At 70.4% G+C, this 6,297-nt stretch carries 3 protein-coding genes and 1 pseudogene; 3 read left to right on the top strand and 1 reads right to left on the bottom strand.

Annotation, left to right across the window (positions count from 1 at the left end; translation table 11 throughout):
- Window positions 1-264: 264 nt before the first annotated feature.
- Entirely contained in the window at window positions 265-1,740 is a 1,476-nt protein-coding gene (locus ACFUK0_RS39040) for a PHB depolymerase family esterase (RefSeq protein ID WP_380258637.1), read from the top strand.
- Window positions 1,741-3,541: 1,801 nt separating this feature from the next.
- Here ACFUK0_RS39040 and snpA read toward each other — a convergent pair.
- Complete coding sequence (snpA, locus tag ACFUK0_RS39035) at window positions 3,542-4,198, bottom strand: snapalysin (RefSeq protein WP_380258635.1); 657 nt, start codon at window positions 4,196-4,198, stop codon at window positions 3,542-3,544.
- 231 nt (window positions 4,199-4,429) lie between these two features.
- Here snpA and ACFUK0_RS39030 point away from each other — a divergent pair, with 231 nt between their 5' ends.
- Window positions 4,430-5,395, top strand: a complete 966-nt coding sequence (locus ACFUK0_RS39030; protein ID WP_380258633.1) for a LysR family transcriptional regulator — start codon at window positions 4,430-4,432, stop codon at window positions 5,393-5,395.
- A 209-nt stretch (window positions 5,396-5,604) separates the two neighbouring features.
- Window positions 5,605-6,297: pseudogene (locus tag ACFUK0_RS39025) on the top strand (hypothetical protein); the annotation flags it as partial.

The following is a 6,297-nucleotide window of genomic DNA, read 5'->3' as shown; positions in this document are numbered from 1 at the left end:
CCACTGGTCGTGACCAGTGGCCCGGCCTCCGTGCGTGCCCGTGTCCGGGGGTCGCGGCGGCCCCGGTGGCAATGGGGCGACGGGCCACGAGTGGGCGGCGGCTGTGTCGTCCCGGTACATGTCTGGCGTGCTCCGCGCGGCCGTACCGTCCGTCATCAGCAGTACCCGAGTGGGCGGCCCCCACCGCCGCCGTCCGCCTGCGGACCCCGGCACCCGGTACGCCGTCTCCCCCACCCCGCTCCCGCCCCACCACCAGGAGTTCCCGTGCGCCCCGTTTCCGCCGTCCGAAGACTCTTCAGGCGCGTCACCCTCACCGCCGTGCTCGGCCTGGTCGCCGCAGGCCTCTCGACCGCGCTGCCCGCCGCTCCGGCCGCCGCCGCGGGCGGCCTCCAGCAGGTCACCGGGTTCGGGTCCAACCCGGGCAACCTCGCCATGTTCGCGTACACGCCCGCGAACCTGCCGGCCGGAGCGCCGCTGGTCGTCGCCCTGCACGGCTGCACGCAGAGCGCCGGTGACTACTTCGCACACTCCGGCTGGCAGAAGTACGCCGACCTGTGGGGCTTTGCCCTCGTCCTGCCGCAGACCAACTCGTCCAACAACAGCTCCTCCTGCTTCAGCTGGTTCGACGCGACGAAGGACACCCGGGGCAAGGGCGAGGCGGCCTCGGTGCTCCAGATGGTGACCACCGCGCAGGCGCAGTACGGCTCGGACACCCACCGGGTGTTCGTCACCGGCCTGTCCGCCGGCGGCGGCATGACGGCCGACCTGCTGGCGGACTACCCCGACGTGTTCGCGGGCGGCGCGGTCGACTCCGGCCTGCCGGCCCAGTGCGCCACCACGCTGACCGCCGCGTCCGGGTGCCAGCAGAACAACCAGAACCTGACCCCGGCGCAGTGGGGCGACAAGGTCCGGGCGTCCAACCCCGGCTACACCGGTCCGTGGCCGCGGGTCGCGATCTGGCAGGGCACCGCCGACTACGTCGTCTACCCGGTCAACGCCACCGAGCTGCGCGACCAGTGGACCAACGTGTGGGGCATCGGCCAGAGCGCGTCCAGCACCCAGAGCCTGGCCGGGGGCACCACGCTGTCGGTCTACAACGACAGCGCCGGCAAGGCCGCCGTCCAGCTGTACTCCGTCTCCGGCATGGGCCACGGCACCGCCGTCAGCCCCGGCTCCGGCACCGAGAACTGCGGCAGCACCGGGGCCTACTACCTCAACTACATCTGCTCCAGCTACTGGACCGCCAAGTTCTGGGGCCTGGACGGGCCCTCCTCCCCCGGCGGCGGCACCGGCACCCTCCCGGCGCCGGCCGCACCGGCCGTCACCGGCACCACCGACACCACCGCTTCGCTGACCTGGAGCGCCGTCAGCGGCGCAGCCTCCTACTCCGTCTACCGGGGCACCACCAAGGTCGGCTCGACCACCGCGACCTCGTACACCGACACCGGTCTCGCCACCGCCACCTCGTACACCTGGACGGTGACCGCCGTGGACTCCGCCGGAGTGGCCGGCGCCGCGTCCGCGGCCGTCACGGGGACGACCACGGGCTACCAGGCGCAGTGCTTCACCGCCTCGAACTACGCCCAGGTCACGGCCGGGCGGGCGCACCAGAGCGCCGGCGTCGCCTACGCCAACGGCTCCGGGCAGAACATGGGCCTGTGGAACACCTTCGTGACCCACACCCTGAAGCAGACCGCCCCCGGCTACTACGTGGTCGCCGACTCCGGCTGCACCGCCTGACGCCTCCCCCGGAGCCCGGTGGACCAGGAACGCGGAACGCCCCCTGGTCCACCGGGCGCTGTAGGTTCACCGGCCCCCGCACGAACGGAACTCGCGAATCGGCAAGCCGGCCAACACCCCGAAGACGACCAGGCGATCAAGCACCGTCTCCTCGAACAAGGCCCGTCAGCCTGTCGGCACCGAACCCGAACGTTCCCGCCTTTCGGATACCGACCATAGACCGACGACTCCCCACAGCCAAGACCGTCGGCTAGAACTGATCGAGCCGCCGGCAACCTGAGTTGAACCATCGTCATGTGCAGGGCCCGATCTGAGGCTCCGATCGACTCGACAAGACCGCATCGTCCCAACGATGAACTTATTGGTAAATATCGGGCATTCTACCCATATTGAAAACCCTCTGGTTTCGCCCCATTCAACCATTGGCTCTAGAACTGCAGGTCAGAGCAGCCTTATTGACGCAATCAAAAAACTCGACCAGCATGAACCGATGACGGCTCGCTTCGGAGGCGAGCGCACCCGCCGAAAGGAGCTGCCATGCCCAAGGGACACAAGTGTCCGAAATGTGACAAGTACACGCTTCAGCCGTACACCACGAACCAGTTGAGGTGCACGGGCTGTGGCACGATCGTGAAGAAGGATTAAGTCTCCTGAGCTGCGAGCGCCCGCTCCGCCGACTCGGTGACATGTGCGTCCAAGCAGCGTCTAATCTGGGCAGATCTCCCTTCATTCATTGCGAGTTCCTCGCGTGAGACCTTGTTCGCAATGTGCTTGACGGGTTTGTGGATCACGACCTCGAAATTAGCCAATGCAGCATGAGTCTCCGGTTGAGTTCTCATCAAAGACAAGTTGATGGCAACTCAACCGGAGACCGACAGGTCCGGCCGGAACCTACAGCCGCATCCTGGCAGCGTCCGACCTGACTGTGGCCTGGGCCCGATCGGACGGGGATGCACTTCCATCTGGTCGACGGCGAGGTTCAACGGCGCGGCCCAAAAGACCGCCCGCCAGGCGCGTTACGCCTGTTCACCCCCTATGACATCGAGGCCAGGGCCAGCGGGAAACGCGACATCCTCTGGGACAGCTACAAGGCCCACCTGACCGACCCTGCGAGCCCGACAGCCCAAACCTGATGACGAACGTCACCACCACCATGGCCACCGCTCCCCACAGCGCGATAGCCGGAGCCATCCACGCCGACCTCTCCCGCCGGGACTGACTCCCGGCCAAGCACGGGCGCAACGCGGGATCTCCCACGGCGTCACAGATCCTCGCCGCCGAGAAAGACCATGGTGTCGCACCGCATGGCACGGTCCAGCCCAAAACCAGTGCCCAGAACAGCGCCGAGGACGGCTACGACCAGGAAGCATTCACGATCGGCTGGGACGCCAAGCAGGTCACCTGCCGCAGCGGACGGACCAGCCAAACCTGGAACAACAGGTCCTCCCAGCAAGGACTCCCCGTCATCAGAGTGATGTTCTCGGCGAGGGACTGCCGCCCCTGCCTCGAGCGGACCCAGTGCATGAGCCCGCCCACTCGCGAACGGCGCGAACTATGCCCTGCGGCCTGCGCAGGTCCCGCTACCGAGGCCCGACCAAGGCCAGTGTGTCCAGCATCAGCTCAGCGGTATCGCCACTGACCTCGCCCGCATCGCTGCACACCTCACCGGCCAACGCAGAGTCCACAACCAGATCAGCCACTTCGCAGCGCTCCGCCCCACTGGATATCATCCAGCGGGGCGGAATTGACCAACAGCGCCCCGATCGGACGGGGCCGGGCCGTGGTGGGCCGTGACGGCAGGTCAGCGCGCTGTGGTGACCGCCGCGCCGGCGCCGGCCGGGGCCAGGCCGTTGCGCCAGAGCGAGTCGACCCGGGCCTTCTCGGTCGCGTTCGGGTAGGCGTTGGTGCAGGAGGTGCCCGGGCCGCCGCCGGACATCAGCTCGCTGCACGGGCCCGAGTAGTGGTCCGGCAGGCCGAGCACGTGGCCGGTCTCGTGGGCCGTCACGCGGACGGAGTTGTACTGCCGGTTCTGCGCGTAGTCGAGGAAGATGTACCCGCTGCCGTGGCCGTCGGTGCTGGCGTAGGAGCCCCGCGAGTCGTTGCCCTCGTAGTAGCGGAAGTCGGCGTTGGTGCCCGCGCGGAGCTGGACGTTGCGCTCGGAGCTGTTCCAGATCTGGGCGCTGCTGGCTATCTGGTTGCGGAACGTCGGTGCGCTGCTCGCGTCGTAGACGACGGTGACGGTCAGCAGGAACGGCGAGGCCGCCTGCTTGGCCAGCGCGGACTTCATCACGGCCTCGTAGAAGGCCCGGTTGCCGGCCTCCTCCGCCGCCGTGCCCGTGTACTGCTGGACGGACCCGGCGGGGGCCGCGACGGGCGCCGCGGACGCGGGGACGGCGGCCAGGCCGCTCGCCAGGGCGAGGCCGAGTGCGACGGACAGTGAGAGCGTGGAGCGGTTCATGTGGGGGGACTCCGTTCGCGAGCCGAACGACCGGCCGGTGGGGGCCGGCGGCCGTACGGCGCCGGATGGACTACTGGTGGGTCGAGCTTCGTCCAGCAGGTCGGCCGGGCGGATGATGCCAACCGCCGATAGCACGGGCCAATACCCCCACCGGCACTGCCGCGTACCAGATTTGACATGTTCTTGGCAGTCGGTGCCCCGGCTGGCTATGCTCCGGAGGTGGAGCTCGACGTGAGACACCTCCGCGTGCTGTGCGCGATCGCGGACACCGGCAGCGTACGGAAGGCCGCCCAGCAGCTCGGCATGACCCAGCCGTCCCTCACCACCCAACTGCGCCGCATCGAACGGACCGTCGGCGGGCCGCTGTTCACCCGCGAGCAGACCGGCAGCCGCCCCACCGCCCTCGGCCACTCGGTGCTCTCCCGGGCCCGGCCCATCATCGCCGAACTGGCCACCCTGGTCCGCGCCGCCCGCCAGGAGGCGGCGGGCGCCGCGAAACGCCGGCTGCGGATCGGCAGCGTCGGCAGCCGCGCGCTCGCCGCCTGGCTGAGCCGGGTCCACGAGCGGCTGCCCGACACCGACACCACCGTGCACATCGACATCTCCGCCATCGCCCTGCTGCGGATGGTCGCCGCCGACCAGCTCGACATCGCCTTCGTGCACGAGAGCGAGGGGTTCCCGCTGCGGGTGCCTGCCGGTGCGGAGCACCGCGTACTCATCGCCCGCGAACCGCAGTTCGTCGCCCTGTCGGTCCGCCATCCGGCCGCCGCCCTGCCCGTGGTCCGGCTCGCCGACCTCGCCCACGACACCTGGATGGTCGACCCGACCGCCGACCACGAGTACGCGGCGATGCGGCGCGTCTTCACCGAGGCCGGACTCGACCCGCGCGTCCTCCAGGTCCGCGACAACGCCACCGCCGCCGAACTCGTCGCCTCCGGCGAGGCCGTCCGCCCCTGCCAGCCCACCTCCGTCCCCGGGCCGGGCACCGTCGTCCGCCCGGTGCACGGGGACCCGCTGGGCGTCCGCCTGCTGCTCGCCTGGCGCCCGAGGGCGCTGAGCGCACCCGCCCTCGACGCGCTGTACACCGACCTGCGCTCGGCCTACATCGACCTGGCCAGCGTCAACCCGGCCTACCTGGCCTGGCTCCTCCAGCACAACCGCTCGCTGGTCCACCTGCTCGGACCTGCGACAACCTGACCGGCCGCAGCACCGGCCCGGGCCCCGCCCCGAGCGCGCGGAGTTCCCGGTACGCCCGATGTCCTGTCACGCGTCGTTCATGCTCCGGCCGCCCGGCACCGGATGAATGAGGGCGCCCAGTTGTACAGCCAACTGAGCCGCCCCCGACTCGTTCCAGTCACCGTCACCCAGCCGCAGCCGGACTCCCCCCTGCGGCGGACAGGACCTCCGTGGCCACCGGCAGCACCCTCACACTCAGCTCCACCAGCAGTCCCACCGAAGGCGACCGGCTCACCTTCCACTGGACCACGGACGCCCCCGACGCCAAGAACTGGGTGGGCGTCTACGACGGCACCCGGCAGCCCGGCACCGGCTCCTCGCTGCTCTGGAAGTACACCCCGGCCGGCGCCGGCGACGTCGCCCTCGACACCTCCGCGCTCACCGGCGGCCCGTACACCGCCTACCTGCTCGCCAAGGACGGCTACGGCATCCTGGCGCAGAGCGCCCCCTTCTCCTTCCGCCCCAAGCCCGCCGTGGTGCGCCCGCACAGCGCCGTGGACGCGCTCACGGCGACACCCGTCGAGCCCGGAACGCCGGTCACCGTCCCGCTCGGCGGCCTCTGGGCCCGCCCGGCCGGCAACAAGCCGGGCAGCCCGGCCTTCCGCCTGGTGGGCGGGCCGTCCTGGATCTCCGTCAGCCAGGACGGCACCCTCTCCGGCACGGCCCCCGCCGAGGTGCCGTCCGCCCCCGTGGTGGTCACCGTCGGGGTGAAGGACAGCACGGGCGCCACCGACACCGTCACCGTCCAGCTCCCCGTCCGGGCCGCCACCGGGCCGCTGCGCCTGAAGGCCGCGAGCTGGAACCTGTGGGACGCGGGCACCCACGTCACCGACGCGCTGGAGAAGCAGCTGCGGGTCGTCCTC

Source organism: Kitasatospora sp. NPDC057223 (assembly GCF_042669755.1).
Taxonomy (GTDB): domain Bacteria; phylum Actinomycetota; class Actinomycetes; order Streptomycetales; family Streptomycetaceae; genus Kitasatospora.
Note: the sequence above shows the minus strand (reverse complement) of the source record. Positions and strands in the feature narration are given on the sequence as shown.